We start from the raw sequence: 532 nt of genomic DNA, 5'->3' as shown, positions 1-532 counted from the left end.
TGTCGTCGTTGGTGTAGCCGCTGATGTTCGATACCAGCACGCACCTGGCTGAGCCGGTGATGCCGTCCCCGTTTTGCCCAGAAGTCTCTGCTTGGTCGAAACGGAAGTTATCGAACATAACGGACCCGCAATGCCAGTACGAGATCCCCCACGCCTCGGTATCGGCAACATCCCAGTCCTGAATGATGAGGTTATCGACCTTGGTAAAGGCGGCACCGAAGCCGAAATAGCCCGTCAGGTAGCTGGATGTATAGTTCCGGGTCTGCCCGGCCGAGTTGCCGTCGAGCTTGCCCCTGACCAGGATGATGTTCTCGTCGCCATTAGTGGGATCCTCGTTGACCAGCATGTAGCAGTTGGCCCCGTTCGCCAGCCGCAGGGTCGAGCGTGAGAAATCGAAGTAGGTGTTGGACGGTATTACGATAGGATCGTCGATTAGGTAGACCGCCCCCGGCGTGCCACGACAGACGCTATTTTCTTGCAGCATGGTGTTGATCGCGCTGGCATCTAGCGCCACGCCATCGCCTTTTGCACC

General features: G+C 57.7%; 1 protein-coding gene. It reads right to left on the bottom strand.

Annotation, left to right across the window (positions count from 1 at the left end):
* The coding region (locus IOC61_RS15975; RefSeq protein WP_195689736.1) for a hypothetical protein at positions 1-532 on the bottom strand (532 nt) is incomplete at both ends.

It is taken from the genome of Halomonas sp. KAO (assembly GCF_015595025.1).
Classification (GTDB): Bacteria; Pseudomonadota; Gammaproteobacteria; order Pseudomonadales; family Halomonadaceae; genus Halomonas.
Note: the sequence above shows the minus strand (reverse complement) of the source record. Positions and strands in the feature narration are given on the sequence as shown.